12 protein-coding genes and 1 pseudogene are annotated in these 13,234 nt (G+C 62.3%); 9 read left to right on the top strand and 4 right to left on the bottom strand.

Going from position 1 to position 13,234, the window contains the following annotated elements:
• Nucleotides 1-359 precede the first annotated feature (359 nt).
• Genes CO671_RS28305 through CO671_RS28290 form a run of 4 tightly spaced genes read left to right on the top strand, consistent with a single transcriptional unit; the run spans nucleotide 360 to nucleotide 4,644 of the window.
• Entirely contained in the window at nucleotides 360-1,682 is a 1,323-nt protein-coding gene (locus tag CO671_RS28305; RefSeq protein ID WP_097608733.1) for an FAD-binding oxidoreductase, read from the top strand.
• A 52-nt stretch (nucleotides 1,683-1,734) separates the two neighbouring features.
• A complete protein-coding gene (locus CO671_RS28300) occupies nucleotides 1,735-2,862 on the top strand; it encodes an FAD-dependent oxidoreductase (RefSeq protein ID WP_097608732.1) in 1,128 nt (375 codons plus the stop codon).
• Complete coding sequence (locus CO671_RS28295; RefSeq protein ID WP_010032602.1) at nucleotides 2,843-3,145, top strand: (2Fe-2S)-binding protein; 303 nt, start codon at nucleotides 2,843-2,845, stop codon at nucleotides 3,143-3,145. Before CO671_RS28300 ends, CO671_RS28295 begins: the two co-directional genes overlap by 20 nt.
• Nucleotides 3,142-4,644, top strand: a complete 1,503-nt coding sequence (locus CO671_RS28290) for an NAD(P)/FAD-dependent oxidoreductase (RefSeq protein WP_097608731.1) — start codon at nucleotides 3,142-3,144, stop codon at nucleotides 4,642-4,644. The genes CO671_RS28295 and CO671_RS28290 overlap by 4 nt, the downstream gene beginning before the upstream one ends.
• Before the next feature lie 264 nt (nucleotides 4,645-4,908).
• Here the strand turns inward: CO671_RS28290 and CO671_RS28285 are convergent, their stop codons facing one another.
• Nucleotides 4,909-5,265, bottom strand: coding sequence for a cupin domain-containing protein (locus CO671_RS28285; protein WP_064685941.1), 357 nt, complete (start codon nucleotides 5,263-5,265; stop codon nucleotides 4,909-4,911).
• Between the two features lie 271 nt (nucleotides 5,266-5,536).
• Nucleotides 5,537-5,713, bottom strand: a pseudogene (locus CO671_RS28280) (Lrp/AsnC family transcriptional regulator); the annotation flags it as partial.
• Between the two features lie 199 nt (nucleotides 5,714-5,912).
• On the opposite strand from CO671_RS28280, the gene CO671_RS28275 reads away from it, so the two are divergent.
• The 4 genes from CO671_RS28275 to CO671_RS28260 all read left to right on the top strand — a co-directional run bounded on the left by CO671_RS28275 (nucleotide 5,913) and on the right by CO671_RS28260 (nucleotide 8,435).
• Nucleotides 5,913-6,200: a DUF2282 domain-containing protein gene (locus CO671_RS28275; RefSeq protein ID WP_097608730.1), complete on the top strand. Its 288-nt coding sequence runs from the start codon at nucleotides 5,913-5,915 to the stop codon at nucleotides 6,198-6,200.
• A gap of 62 nt (nucleotides 6,201-6,262) precedes the next feature.
• Nucleotides 6,263-7,144, top strand: coding sequence for a DUF692 domain-containing protein (locus CO671_RS28270; RefSeq protein ID WP_097608729.1), 882 nt, complete (start codon nucleotides 6,263-6,265; stop codon nucleotides 7,142-7,144).
• Nucleotides 7,141-7,923, top strand: coding sequence for a DNA-binding domain-containing protein (locus CO671_RS28265; protein ID WP_097608728.1), 783 nt, complete (start codon nucleotides 7,141-7,143; stop codon nucleotides 7,921-7,923). The genes CO671_RS28270 and CO671_RS28265 overlap by 4 nt, the downstream gene beginning before the upstream one ends.
• Nucleotides 7,920-8,435, top strand: coding sequence for a DoxX family protein (locus CO671_RS28260; RefSeq protein WP_097608727.1), 516 nt, complete (start codon nucleotides 7,920-7,922; stop codon nucleotides 8,433-8,435). The genes CO671_RS28265 and CO671_RS28260 overlap by 4 nt, the downstream gene beginning before the upstream one ends.
• 118 nt (nucleotides 8,436-8,553) lie before the next feature.
• Here the strand turns inward: CO671_RS28260 and CO671_RS28255 are convergent, their stop codons facing one another.
• Nucleotides 8,554-9,030 (bottom strand): Lrp/AsnC family transcriptional regulator, encoded by a 477-nt coding sequence (locus tag CO671_RS28255; protein WP_004679019.1) that lies wholly within the window; start codon nucleotides 9,028-9,030, stop codon nucleotides 8,554-8,556.
• Nucleotides 9,031-9,261: 231 nt separating this feature from the next.
• Between CO671_RS28255 and CO671_RS28250 the strand changes: the two genes are divergently transcribed.
• Entirely contained in the window at nucleotides 9,262-10,587 is a 1,326-nt protein-coding gene (locus CO671_RS28250; RefSeq protein WP_097608726.1) for an FAD-binding oxidoreductase, read from the top strand.
• A 33-nt stretch (nucleotides 10,588-10,620) separates the two neighbouring features.
• Here CO671_RS28250 and CO671_RS28245 read toward each other — a convergent pair whose 3' ends face one another.
• Nucleotides 10,621-13,161, bottom strand: a complete 2,541-nt coding sequence (locus tag CO671_RS28245) for a HAMP domain-containing methyl-accepting chemotaxis protein (RefSeq protein ID WP_097608725.1) — start codon at nucleotides 13,159-13,161, stop codon at nucleotides 10,621-10,623.
• Nucleotides 13,162-13,234 lie beyond the last annotated feature (73 nt).

Here is a 13,234-nt window from a genome sequence, read left to right as displayed (position 1 = left end):
TGCTACGACCGGAAGTCGATTCAAAACCATTGTCGTCAGACGATGCTTTACAACTTACGTGCTCAACGGCCGAAGTTTTGACTGTCATGCCGCCGAACACGGAACATTCCGCCGTCCCTGCATTTTCTTTCGATGCATGCTGCTCGCCTTCCTCCGGTAGCTTCAGCTGAGTTCACTTCGAGGACGCGCATGACACCAAACTTTGATCCAGGCAGTCTGCCCCAGCCCACCGCATTTGCGGCCGGCTCGCACCGCCATTTCAACTCGATACGATAGCCGTCATCGGCTCAGATGCTTCTGCCGGAGAGGCAGAAACAGTGCCGTATAAGTCGGTTCCAAATCAGTTCAGGTCAGCCTCCATGTCTCCACTCCTCAAACGAATACACAGCGATGAAGAACTCCCCGCCAAGGCGGATGTCGTCGTCATCGGCGGCGGCATCATTGGCGCAACGGCGGCTTTCTTTCTAGCTGAGCGGGGACTGTCGGTCGCTCTGGTCGAAAAAGGCCATGTCGGCTGCGAGCAGTCGAGCCGCAACTGGGGTTGGTGCCGCCAGCAGAACCGGGATGAGCGGGAGTTGCCGCTCTCGGGTGTCGCGCTGCGGCTCTGGGGTGAGTTTGAATCCAAAATTGGCGAGGACGTCGGTTTCCGTCGATGCGGCTTGCTCTACGCTACCGACAATCCGCAGCAATTGGCGGAATGGGAAGCATGGCGTCATACGGCCCGCCAGTTCAACGTCAATACGAAGATGCTTGGTGCCGCGGAAGCGGCTGCCGCAATCCCGGCAAATGGTCGCCGATGGCTCGGCGGGGTTCATTCGATTGACGATGGCAAGGGCGAGCCCGCCATCGCCGCGCCGACGATCGCTGAGGGCGCTCGCAAACTTGGAGCGACGGTCCATCAGGAGTGCGCTGCGCGAGGTCTTGATCTGACGAATGGAGCAGTAGCCGGGGTGATCACAGAAAAGGGAACAATCCGGACCCAAGCCGTTCTCTGCGCCGGAGGTGCCTGGACGTCCATGTTCTGTCGCCAGCACGGAGTTCTGTTCCCGCAGGCAAGCGTGCGCCAGACAGCGCTTCGTACGCGGCCCACAGCGAATGTGGGCGAGGCGATCTATACGCCGGACTGCGCGCTGACCCGCCGGTTGGATGGCAGCTACACGCTTGCGATCAGCGGCAGGGCGATGCTCGACATCACCCCACAAGGCATTCGCTATGCCCGCTGGTTCATGCCGATGTTCATGAAGCGTCTGAAAGCGGTGCAGTTCGGCATCGGCAAATCCTTCCTCCAGGGGCCGGAAGCATTCGGAAGCTTGAGCAAGAGTAAACTATCGGCCTTCGAGCGGATGCGCGTTCTTGACCCGCCACCGAGCCGCCGCACGATTGCGACTGTTTTGAAACGGGTCAGCGAGCAGTTTCCTGCATTGGCGGGTGTCGAACTCGCCGACAGCTGGGGAGCCTACGTGGATTTCACGCCGGACGCGGTGCCGGTCATCTCGCCGGCCGACGGTGTGAAAGGGCTCTATTTGGCCGCGGGCTGCTCCGGCCATGGCTTCGGCCTTGGCCCAGGCATCGGCCGCCTGGCGGCCGACCTGGTTGCCAATGATACACCCTGCGTCGACCCCACCCCCTTCCGCCTGTCGCGCCTCCTTGACGGTTCGAAGGTCAAAGTCGGCGCAATCTGATCTGAGGCCAAATCCGGAGAAGGCTGTGGGGTGCCTGGGGGAAGCTAGCGGAATGGATTACGACGTAATCGTCATCGGCGGCGGTCTGGTAGGCGTATCGATAGCCTGGGGCCTGTCGAGATGCGGACAAAGGGTCGCAATCGTCGACGAAGGCGACTTGGCAAACAGGGCCGCCCGGGCAAATTTCGGTCTCGTCTGGAGTTCAAGCAAGGGCCTCGGCAATGCCGCCTATTCGCGGTGGTCGCGAACCTCGACGGCGAACTGGCATCGACTGGCAGCCGAGCTCAAGGCAGAAACCGGCATCGACACTGGCTTCATCCAATCGGGCGGTTTCTCAATTCGGCTCACGCCAACGGAGCTGCAGCGCGGGATCGCATCCATGGCGAAGCTCGCCACCCAGCCGGGAATGGAGGGGGAAGGTACTCCGCCGCTCGAATATGAGATACTCGATCAGGCGGAGACACGCCGCCGCTTGCCACTGGTGGGGGAGACCGTGGCAGGCGCGATTTTCAGTCCTCTCGATGGACACGTCAACCCGCTGCGGCTGTTCGCGGCCTTTCACAAGGCGCTGCAGCAGCGTGGCGTTCATTATCTGCCGCATCGGAAGACGACGGCGATACACCACAGGGCCGGCGCATTCGAATTGTCTGGGGACGGGTGGACGCTGACTTCCGGCAAGATTGTGCTTGCGGCCGGCATCGGCAACACCGCGCTCGCCCCGATGGTTGGGCTGAACGTTCCGCTCACGCCTAGCCGCGGCCAAATTATCGTCACCGAGCGGCTGAAGCCCTTCCTCAGCCATGCCACCGGCTACCTGCGGCAGACAGACGAGGGCTCAGTGCTGATCGGGGAGAGCAAGGAAGCGACAATCGATCACCAGCGGCCGCGAGGGCCGATTTCCGCAGTCATGGCCGAACGCGCTGTGCGCACATTCCCACTTCTGAGGGATGTGAAGGCGGTGCGGACCTGGGCGGCATTCCGTGTGGTGACGCCGGACGGCTACCCCATTTACGAGCAATCGGAGAGGTTTCCCGGTGCGTTTGCATTCTCCTGCCATTCCGGCGTGACACTGGCGGCGAACCATGCGCTGGTCCTGCCGCGGCAAATTTCGGTCGGTGAACTCTGCGCAGATCTCTCCGTCTTTCATTCCCGGAGGTTCCGTGTTCCAGCGGCTGCCTGACAGAACGGAGAGTTCTGTCTCCTTCACATTCAACGGCACGCCGACCACTGCCTGCAGCGGCGACAGCGTCGCCGCTGCGCTGCTGGCTGCCGGACATTGCACCACCCGCCGCTCTCCGGTTTCCGACGCTGCCCGCGCTCCTTATTGCATGATGGGCGTGTGCTTCGAGTGCCTCGTTAAGATCGACGACCGGGCGAACCGACAGGCTTGCCTGATCACCGTGGAAGAGGGCATGCGGGTCGAAACGCAGGATGGCGCCGCCGTGGTGGGACAGGAAGCATGATCCGGAACATTCACTCTGCCGCTGATCTCGCACCTGCCTACGACCTGATCATAGTTGGCGCGGGGCCTGCCGGCCTCGCGGCAGCCGTTGAAGCGTCGGCCCACGGCATCACCGTATTGCTTGCCGACGAAAACGAATCTCCCGGTGGCCAGATCTATCGGTCGGTCGACAGGGCTTCGAACGCCGATCTCGCGCGCATGGGGCCAGACTACGCTGCCGGTCGGATGATCACAGAGCGGTTTCTGGCGGCAGACTTGAGCTATGCCCGTCGGGCGACAGTCTGGAGCGTCGGGCCTGCCGACGAGGAAACTGGCGACGGCGCGCATGGGCTCGAGGTCGGGATCTCGCTCGGAGGCATCGCTCGACCGATCGCAGCCCATCGCGTGATCCTCGCGACCGGCGCGCTCGAGCGTCCGTTCCCATTCCCGGGGTGGACCATGCCCGGGGTCATGACGGCGGGGGCGGCGCAGATCCTGATGAAGTCGTCGGGTCTCGTGCCGTCCGGGCGAACCATCCTCGCCGGGACCGGGCCGCTACTGTACTTGCTGGCAAGCCAACTTCTCCGGGCAGGCGTGTCCGTGATAGCGGTCGTCGATACCACGCCGTTCGAGAACTGGCGCTTTGCCCTGCCTCACGTGCTTGGCTTTGCCGCGTCGCCCTATGCCCTCAAGGGCCTGAAGCTCCTCTGGGAGGTTCACCGTCGAACCCGTGTCATCCGCGGAGCGACCGCGATCGAGGCAGTTGGTTCCGGACAATTCAGCGGCTTGCGGCTTCATCGCGGCGACAAGTCCCTGCACGTCGAAGGCGACCTGCTCCTTCTGCACCAGGGGATCGTGCCCAACCTCAATCTCACGCTGGCAGCCGGATGCGCCTACGTCTGGGACGAGCGCCTGGCAGCCTTCCGCCCGGCCATCGACATTTGCGGCGCAAGTTCGGTTCCGGGGGTCTCGATCGCCGGTGATGCGGCGGGAATTGTCGGGGCGGTTGCCTCGGCTCACCAAGGTGAGCTGGCGGGCCTGACTACAGCGCTCGATCTCAATCGAATTGGTCAGGGTGTCTACGAACAGCGCCGCAACGAACTCGCACGAAAGCTCGCACGCGCCCTCAGAGGCAGGAGTTTCATAGAGCATCGGTTCCGGCCCGCCAAAACGTGTCGTGTGCCAGAAGACGACGGCACCATCGTCTGCCGCTGTGAGGAAATTACGGCTGGCAAGCTGCGTGAAGTTGCGGCGCTCGGCGTGCCAGGCCCCAACCAAATGAAGGCGTTCACCCGATGTGGAATGGGACCGTGTCAAGGCCGGCTGTGCGGTCTGACTGCGGTTGAACTGCTGGCGCAATGCCGTGGCGTTGCGGCCGGCGAGGTCGGCTACTATCGACTGCGCCCTCCCGTCAAACCCGTGACACTTGGCGAACTGGCCGCCTTGCCGCACACGGAGACAGCCATCGTCGCCGTCGCCGGATTCGTTGAAAGAGCTTCCGATGGTGCGCAGGGCTACTGATCTCCCCTGCCGCTGTCGTCGGGGCATTGTCGCCGCGATCATCTCGCCGCGCCGGCGAGAGCCTCATGGAGCGTTCGCAGATCGCAGTGGGCCATTCTGATGCGGGCACCGAAGGAGCTGCTCGCGAGCCCGGCAGCATTACAAGAGCGGGCAGATCATCGATATAGGCTTTTGAGGAGGCGCGCCATCGCGGCGGTTCAAATTCCCGAAGTCGCCCATCGCGAATTCACAGGTGCGCCATCGGGCGCACCTGAGTTTTGCGGGTCACTCGTAAACACAAAGATAGATTTTGCGGACAGTCTCGATCGTGCGCCAAACACCGACGAAACCCGGCTTCATGACGAAGCTGTCACCAGCACGGTAGGTTTTCGTCTCCCCGCCCTTCTCCTCGATTTCTACGAGACCCGAAATGATGTGGCAGAATTCGTAGGTCGTTCCCTTGATCGAATGATGCTCGCCGGGCGTCGCTTCCCAGACGCCGGTTAACACCTTCTCTCCCTTGGACGCATCCTGGGCCCAGGTCTTGAAAAAGGGATTGCCCGAAATGAGCCGCTCCGGTCCGGGGATCGCATCCTTTGGAGTGAAATCCGGATCGGTGTCGATGGTGACCAGCAGTGACATGTCATCTTCCTTCTTTGGGAGGCGGTTCTGAATCTACGAGGCGCGGGGTAGACTGCTTCCGAGCGCGATAGGGCAGCGGCCAGGTTGAGGGGTGGATCGTTGTGTCACCTGAGATTAAGGCAATGCGGAAGTTGGCGTTGCCGAACAAAGCGTTGTTTTAGCCGATAATTTCGAAATCTCTCCACGACCCAGCCACACCTGCCGAGTGTTGCGACAGCTGTCACAGAGGAGGCCAAGTGCGGATCATAAATGCCGGCGCAATGCGCGCTCTCTAATGTGGAAACAAAGTGGTCAGCGGCATATGGGCTTTGATGATCGGCGACTTCAGGACGACGAAGCTGAAATATTTGTCGATGCCGACATCCATGTCGGTGAGCCGCTCCATGGTCGCCCGGTATTCGTCGATGCCGGCGGTGACGAATTTCAACAGATAATCGTAGCCGCCGGAATGCCTGCCTCGAAGCCATAGCGACGCGGTTGCCAGATCAAGCGCGCACCGGGTCGGGTCGTGCTGGAAAACTGCGACTCCCCGGCAGACGCTGACATCACGAACTTGTGTTCGCGGCCCGACGTAACTTCGGAACTCTCCGGAACGAATGAGTGGTTACGCAGCCGATGATCGGCCTGCGTTAAAGAGGAGATCATTCATGAACCGTTCCACGCTCACGCTCGCCCTCGCCGGCTCGCTCGCCAGTGCAATCGCATCCGCGTCCTACGCTGCACCGCTTGCCCCCGAGAAGATGGTTGGCAACGAGAAATGCTATGGTATCGCGCTAAAAGGCCAGAACGATTGCGCGGCCGGCCCCGGCACCACCTGCGCAGGCACCTCAACGGTCGACTATCAAGGCAACGCCTGGAAGGCGGTCCCCGCCGGCACCTGCACCTCGATGAATGTCGACGGCCATAAGGGCATGTTGGAACCCATGAAGGGCTGAGCCCGACCGGAGGCCCGGGCTGTCGGGCCTCCGCCTCATCCGCCGATATCGGGAGAACAGCAATGGCCGTTTCCGCAAACCGAGCCACCGTCTTGCCGCCACGCGCCGGCCTTGGCCTCAAGCCGGAGCATTACGAAACCATTCTCGCCAACAGGCCGGATGTCGGCTTTTTCGAGGTCCATGCCGAAAATTACATGGGTGCCGGTGGCCCGCCGCACCGCTACCTTGAGGCGGTCGCCGACCGCTATCCGTTGTCGCTCCACGGCGTAGGCCTATCCATTGGTGCTGCGCGCGATCTCGACAAGGAACATTTGAAGCGGCTTCGCGGCCTCATCGACCGTTACCGGCCGCAGAGCTTTTCGGAACATCTCGCCTGGTCGACCCACGACACCGGCTTCCTCAACGACCTCCTGCCTTTGCCCTATACGCCCGAGACCTTGGCAAGGGTGGTCGACCATGTCGACGAGACTCAGCAATGGCTCAGCCGGCAAATGCTGCTCGAAAATCCGTCGACCTACGTGTTGTTCGCTGAGAGCACGATCGACGAAGTGGATTTCTTGACGGAAATCGCCGACCGCACCGGTTGTGGGCTGCTACTCGACGTCAACAATGTCATGGTTTCGGCCGTGAACCATCGGCTTGATGCGGTTGCCTATATCGACCGCTTTCCGGTCGAGCGGGTGGGTGAAATTCATTTGGCGGGCTATGACGAAACCGTCGACGGCGCCGGCGACCGGCTCTTGATTGACGCTCACGGTAGTGCCGTCAAAACCGACGTCGTAGAGCTTTACCGGCACACGCTGGCGATGACCGGCGCTTTGCCGACCCTGATCGAATGGGACAATAACGTACCGGAATTTGCCACTCTTCACGCGGAAGCGGTTCGCGCCGATGCCATGCTGACCGAGGCGGCCCTGGTTCGCGGCACAATCCGGGTGGCATGACCATGAGTTTCATCGAAAGCCAGGATGCCTTTGCCGACGCGCTGCTTCATCCGGGCCGGCCACTTCCACTAGGCATCACCACCGCCAGGGGCGTGGCCGATTCATCACGCTTCGCCGTCTACAGCAACAATGTCTATGTCGGGCTGACGACGGCACTCGGCCAGCGCTTCCCGATAACGAAGCGGCTCGTCGGCTCCGACTTTTTCGCCGGCATGGCCCGTGCCTATGCCGCAGATCACAAGCCCGCCTCGCCGCTGATTATGCACTATGGCGACGATTTTCCGGATTTCATCGCAGCGTTCCCGCCCGCGGCAACTCTCGCCTATTTGCCCGATGTGGCGCGAATTGAGGCCGCCTGGACCCGCGCCTATCATGCCGCGGATAGGCTGCCGCTCACAGTCACCGCATTCGCGGGCATGGCACCGGAACGACTTGCCGAAGCGGCGCTCGTCCCGCATCCCTCGGCCCGGCTCATCCAGTCGGACTTTCCAGCCGGCGCCATCTGGAGCGCCCATCAGGGCAAAACCCTGGCGCCGGTCGCCGGCCGGCAGGCGGAGGCCGTGCTGGTCGTGCGGCCGGCGATGCACGTCGAAGTCCATATCATACCGCCGCGCGATGCCGCATTCGTGGCCCTCCTCCTAGATGGCGCGACCATCGTCGAGGCGGCGCAAGCGGCGTTCGCCGCCGCCCCCGATTTCGATTTTGGATCAGCGTTCGTCGGTCTGCTCGGCCTTGGCGCATTCAGCGCTTTTGAACCTATTGAAGGAAACCTTCCGTGAATATCGACCTTGCTTCCTTTCGCGGCCGCGGCGCCGCGCTTATCGCTCTTCATCGTCGCGCCGAGCGCCTGCTCGCCTCTGTTCCAACGTCGCTGCCGCTTCTGGCGCTGCGAGTCGGCCTGGCGATCCCGTTCTTCAAATCGGGGCTGACAAAGTGGGACGGATTTCTGGCCCTCTCGACCGGCGCCAGATATCTGTTCGAACAGGAATTCAAGCTGCACATATTCGGCAATCAATTTCCCTACCCTATGCCGGTGACCATGGCGGCAGCGGCCGGAATTGCCGAACTTGTCCTGCCCGTCCTATTGGTGCTCGGTCTTGGCACCCGCTACGCGGCACTTGGCCTGCTCGTGATGACGGCAGTGATCCAACTCACCATACCGGACGGCTGGGCCAACTTCCATCTTCCCTGGGCTGCCATGGCATTGACTCTGGTCGTGTACGGCGGTGGCAGGATTGCCCTTGATCCCCTTTTTGAAAGCGCAGAGATTGACTCAAGCCGCCGGTTTTAGAATCTAGATCTGCTGAGCAGATTTCCGCCGCGTGATTGGACCAACTCATCCTTCGCGCAGTTTACGCTCTGTGGAATGCCCACGGCGGCACCGCGGCACGCTTCCGGGGCGACATGCATTAATGCGGAAACAAAGTGGTCAGCGGCATGTGGGCTTTGATGATCGGCGATTTCAGGACGACGAAGCTGAAATATTTGTCTATGCCGACATCCATATCGGTGAGCCTCTCCATGATCGTCTGATATTCGTCGATGCCGGCGGTGACGAATTTCAAGAGGTAGTCATAGCCGCCCGAGACCAGATGGCATTCGATCACCTGGTCGACCTTCTCGATCGCCGCAAGGAAACGGGCAAAGTCGATCTGCCGATGGTTCTTCAGGGTGATCTCGGTGAACACGGTCAGCGTCTGCCCGAGCTTGCTGACATTGATCTGAGCCGAATAGCCTTCGATGTAGCCTTCGGATTGCAGCTTCTTCACGCGCATCAGGCACGGGCTCGGCGACAGATTGACCAGCTCGGCGAGTTCTACATTGGTGACGCGGCCATTCTTCTGCAGTTCGTAGAGGATTTTTATGTCGATCCGGTCGAGTTTCATCACGCGCCTTCGTGTGCTAGAGATCGCCAACGACGCAGCAGATTATGCTGCGGCTTTCCAGCGTCGAGCTTAACATATACCAAGGCGGTGTCGATCAGATTGCGGGATATCGAGAAGCACAAACGGCTGTCGGACTCCCCGCAAGACAGAATCTTCTGCTGCCGCCGGCCGATCTCCGGCAAAGGCGCGGCTTCGGATCCGTTAGACTATCCCTGAACCGGAGACCATGCCATGCCCGCACCGCTCACGCGCGTCGACACCACACCACTGCCGCCCGCCGCCGCCGATGCGGTGGTGATCGGCGGCGGCATCGTCGGCGTTTTCGCCGCCTATTATCTCGCCCGGCGCGGATTGAAGGTCGCCCTCGTCGAGAAAGGCCTTGTCGGCGCGGAGCAATCGAGCCGCAACTGGGGCTGGTGCCGCCAGCAGAACCGCGACGCCCGTGAATTGCCGATGTCGACGAAGAGCCTCGATTTGTGGGAGCGCTTCGCGGCCGAAACCGGCGAAGACACCGGCTTCCGCCGCTGCGGTCTCTTCTATCTCAGCAACAGCGACGAGGAGCTCTCCGGTTGGGCCCGCTGGGGCGAGTTCGCCCGGTCGGTCGGTGTCACGACGCATATGCTGAGCAGCGCCGAGGCAACCGAACGCGGGCGTGCCACCGGCGCCGTGTGGAAAGGCGGGGTGTTTTCACCGACCGACGGCACCGCCGATCCGGCAAATGCGGCGCCGGCCGTCGCGCGTGCGATCGTCAAGCTCGGCGGCACGGTGCATCAGTCCTGTGCGGCCCGCGGCGTCGAGATCGAAGGCGGCAGGCTTTCGGGCGTCGTCACGGAGCATGGCACGATCCGGACAAAAATCGCGATCCTCGCCGGTGGCGCCTGGGCCTCCTCCTTCTGCCGGCAGCTCGGCATCCGATTTCCACAAGCCTCGATCCGCTCGTCGATCCTCTCGGTTTCACCGGGTGCCACCGGCTTGCCGGATGCCCTGCATACATCCGCGGTTTCCGTGACACGTCGCGGCGACGGCGGTTACACGCTTGCGATCAGCGGCCGCGGCCGCATTGATCCCACCGCGCAGCAGTTGCGTTTCGCACGGCAGTTCCTCCCGATGTTCGCCCGGCGCTGGCGAAGCCTCTCACCCGGCGGATTGGAGGGATTTCGCTCGGGCCATGAATCGCTGGCGCGCTGGCGGCTCGACAGCAAGACGCCGATGGAACGCATGCGCATCCTCGACCCGGCGGTAGACGAGGCCACCATTGCCCTCACGCATGCGCGGGCGCTCGAGCTTCTGCCCGCCTTGAAGAACACCGGCATCAACGCGGCCTGGGCGGGTTATATCGACAGCACGCCGGACGGCGTGCCGGCGATCGGCGAGACCGCCACCCTTCCAGGTTTCATCCTCGCTGCGGGCTTCAGCGGCCACGGCTTCGGCATCGGACCCGGCGCCGGTCATCTGATTGCCGATATCGTCACCGGCGACGAGCCGATTGTCGATCCACGGCCCTATCATCCCTACCGCTTTGCGACCTCGGCCTGGGGCAAGGTCGCCGATTTCTAAGGCTCGGCCCGCGGGACAGCCAAAGATATCCCCTCAGGAGGCCAGGGCGATCCGCTGGCTGGCGGCGAACGAGGCCCTGCGGCTGTCGGCGGTCTGGAAGCGGGAGATGCGTTCGTTCAGCAGCTCCACCTGCTGCCGCAGCCTGTGAATCTCGGCGGTGTTTTCCTCGACCATGGCGGCATTGTGCTGGGTGATATGCTCGATGTCGCGAACGGCGTTATTGACCTCGTCGATCCCCTTGTACTGGGTGCTGGTGGCCGTCGAAATGACCTGCACCAGCCCGTTGATCGAGGTGAAGTGCTCCATGATCGCCGCCAGCGCTTGGCCGGTCTCCTCGACGAGCTTGACGCCGGTGCCGACCTGCGTTGCGCTGTTGGAGATGAGATCCTTGATCTCGCGGGCGGCCTTGGCGCAGCGCTGTGCAAGCTCGCGCACCTCCTGAGCGACGACGGCAAAGCCCCTGCCCGCCTCTCCTGCCCGCGCCGCCTCGACGCCGGCATTGAGGGCGAGAAGATTGGTCTGGAAGGCGATCTCGTCGATCACGCCGATAATGCTGGTGACCTTGTCCGACGACCGGTTGATGGCATCCATGGCGTCGACGGCCTTGGCGACGACGGCCGCGGAATGCTCCGCCTGCCGGTGCGCCTCTGCGACGGAAACCGATGTCTGACGCGCGTTTTCGGCCGTCGTGCGGACGCTGGCGGTCAGTTCGCCGAGCACGCGTGAACTGTCTTCCAGCGCAGCCGCCTGCTGTTCCGTGCGCCGCGCCAGATCGTCGGCCGCGCCCGAAAGATTGGTGCTGCCCTCGGCGATTTCATAGGTGGTGTTGCGGACCTCGGCGAGTGTGCGGCGGAGCGCATCGATCGCCTGGTTGTAGGTCCTGGCCATCGCGACATAATCGGCGGCCAGTTCCTCGCTCATCACGGCAGCAAGGTTGCCGTCGGCGAGTTTGCCGAGCATGTCGGACAGTGCGTCCAGGGCCTCGCTCTGCTCGGCTTCGATGCGGGCCTGCTCGGCTGCGCGGCTGGCCTGCTCCTGTTCGTCCCGCGCCCTATTCGTTTCAGCGACCTCTTCGAGCCGCGTCTTTTCGAGCGCCTGGTCGCGGAAAACAGTCACGGAGCGGATCATATCGCCGATTTCATCGCCGCGCTTGCCATCGCCGATCGCAACATTGAGATCGCCGGCAGCAAGTCTGGTCATCGTCTGGGTGATCCGCTTCAGCGGTCCGCGCAGCGTCTCGATCAGCATCAGTCCGCCGATGATGGCAAGCACCGTGCCGGCAATCATGGCCGAGAGCGACATAGTGGCCGAGCGCTGGCTGATTTCCTTGCCGCTCTCCTGCGCGGTGCTGACGAACTGTTCGAGCGTGTGGCTTGCGGCCGCCACCAGCTCGGTCGCTGCCTGCTTGCTGCCCTGCCATTGATCCGCGATCGATATCAGTGCCGAGGTCCCCTTTTCGATCAGGGCAAGGGAAGGCTCGATCTTCTTGGCAAGATCCTTCAAAGCGGCGTTCTTGCCGCTCAGGGGCTCGAGCTTTGCAGCGCTTTCGCGCAAGGCCTTCAGATCCACCAGAACCGCATCGCGCGACTCGGCATCGACCCGCCTATTCAGTTCGCTCAGGTGCAGTCGCAGATCGTCGATCGATTTGAACGCGGCATTGACGATCGCCACCATCGAGCGAAGCGTTGCTATGCTCGCATCCATGCCGACAAAGCGCTCGATCGCTGTATCCGCATTACCGGAAGCAAGTTTTGCAAACTGCTCCTCGAAACGCTGCAGATCCTGGTCGACGGGAGCATAACCGTCGAGCGACAGATTGGCGCTGTCCTTGGCCATCGCGGCAAGCTTGTCCAGAACCGGCTTCAGCGGGGCGATCTGGCTTTTCGCCTTATCGGAGCCAAGCGCCTCACCCTCGCCGACTTCCTTGACGAGCGGTGGCAGAAGGCTGCCGATGGCCTGGGCAAGCTTCTGAGGGTCGGCTGCGGCTGTGGTCGCCTTGCGCAATTTCGCAATGCGTCCCGAGAGATTTTTGTAGGCCGAGGCGTCGAGAAGAAGCGCCCGGACGAAGGCCTCCTTGCCATTGGCCTGGTCCTGAAGAACGTCGAGCTGCTTGCGGGCGGTCTGGCTTTCCTTGAAAAGTTGCGTCACCGCCCCATCGATCGCCAGTTCGGTATTGGCACGCTCCTGCGCCACCGCCCAGAGCGTGTCGGCGCCGCCCTGCATCTTGCCGCCGAGTTCGCGCACGGCGGAGATCTGCTGTTTCTGGGCGGGATCGATCAACATGGCATCGAGCGTCGCCGCACCCTTCTGCTGATCGGCGATGCTGGCGACCAGCCGATCGCGCGTGGCCGGTGTCGGAAGATCGGTAAAGGCGGTGAGCGAGGATCGCAGCTGCTGGAAACTGGAAAGCGTATCGATCGTCTGCCGGGTCAGGGTCATCTGGCCATTCAGCGTACCAGCCGTGAAATAACCGAACAGGCCGATGCCCGCGATGAGGATGACGAGAGGCACCACGAAGAAGAGGACCTTCGTCACGATCCGCATACGCTGCAACAGACGATCAATCAACGACATGAAATGGTGGCCCCCGCCCAGGAAATTCGGCTCTTAACTCCGGCGCCCACCATGCAACAGCACGCTTATATGC

This window comes from Rhizobium sp. M10 (assembly GCF_002531955.1).
GTDB lineage: Bacteria > Pseudomonadota > Alphaproteobacteria > Rhizobiales > Rhizobiaceae > Rhizobium > Rhizobium etli_C.
This window is presented reverse-complemented; position numbering and strand designations above follow the sequence as displayed.

Coding starts and splice junctions, on each gene's coding strand:
- CO671_RS28305 (WP_097608733.1), top strand. CDS start 360: ATGTCTCCACTCCTCAAACGAATACACAGCGATGAAGAACTCCCCGCC.
- CO671_RS28300 (WP_097608732.1), top strand. CDS start 1,735: ATGGATTACGACGTAATCGTCATCGGCGGCGGTCTGGTAGGCGTATCG.
- CO671_RS28290 (WP_097608731.1), top strand. CDS start 3,142: ATGATCCGGAACATTCACTCTGCCGCTGATCTCGCACCTGCCTACGAC.
- CO671_RS28285 (WP_064685941.1), bottom strand. CDS start 5,265: ATGTCACTGCTGGTCACCATCGACACCGATCCGGATTTCACTCCAAAG.
- CO671_RS28275 (WP_097608730.1), top strand. CDS start 5,913: ATGAACCGTTCCACGCTCACGCTCGCCCTCGCCGGCTCGCTCGCCAGT.
- CO671_RS28270 (WP_097608729.1), top strand. CDS start 6,263: ATGGCCGTTTCCGCAAACCGAGCCACCGTCTTGCCGCCACGCGCCGGC.
- CO671_RS28265 (WP_097608728.1), top strand. CDS start 7,141: ATGACCATGAGTTTCATCGAAAGCCAGGATGCCTTTGCCGACGCGCTG.
- CO671_RS28255 (WP_004679019.1), bottom strand. CDS start 9,030: ATGAAACTCGACCGGATCGACATAAAAATCCTCTACGAACTGCAGAAG.
- CO671_RS28250 (WP_097608726.1), top strand. CDS start 9,262: ATGCCCGCACCGCTCACGCGCGTCGACACCACACCACTGCCGCCCGCC.
- CO671_RS28245 (WP_097608725.1), bottom strand. CDS start 13,161: ATGTCGTTGATTGATCGTCTGTTGCAGCGTATGCGGATCGTGACGAAG.